The sequence below is a fragment of the Aliamphritea spongicola genome, assembly GCF_017051665.1.
Classification (GTDB): domain Bacteria; phylum Pseudomonadota; class Gammaproteobacteria; order Pseudomonadales; family Balneatricaceae; genus Amphritea; species Amphritea spongicola.
This window is the reverse complement of record NZ_JAFIDL010000032.1, coordinates 1-448: the sequence shown is the minus strand read 5'-3', so window position 1 is coordinate 448 and position 448 is coordinate 1. Positions and strand designations below refer to the sequence as shown.

At 58.0% G+C, this 448-nt stretch carries 1 protein-coding gene; it reads right to left on the bottom strand.

Translation table 11 applies throughout. The features are described from left to right. Positions 1 to 154 precede the first annotated feature (154 nt). Positions 155 to 448: polysaccharide biosynthesis protein (locus JYB63_RS22605; RefSeq protein ID WP_205660187.1), on the bottom strand; the 294-nt coding region annotated here is incomplete at its 5' end.

The following is a 448-nucleotide window of genomic DNA, read 5'->3' as shown; positions in this document are numbered from 1 at the left end:
AGCGCGTAGTTGTCCCGGATGCTCTCGGGGGAGCATTCCAGATCGATCTGCTGCGGCAGGCTGATATTCGCCTCGACCAGGTCATCCTCTTCCACGGCGACAAACAGCGCCTGGGTGGTTTCGGCGGAGAACTTCTTCCAATTCGTGTTAGCGGTCATTGATTACTCTCTTTGGGCACATTCAGCCCCAACATAAAGCGATTGCGGTAGGCGCCGATCGTCGGTATCAGGGATAACAGCACGTCTAAACATTGCCCCAGTAAATAAGCGAAGGCGGCGCCCTGCACGCCGAAGGCGTACGCCATCGACACCAGCAGCGCAATGTAGGCCGCCGAGGCCGTCGCCTGCGCGATCAGGAAGGCACGCTGCTTGCCCGCCATAAACAGCAAGGATTCCTGCGGGAAGCCCATCATCGAGACGATGATCGCGCCCAGCATGATTTGAATCAG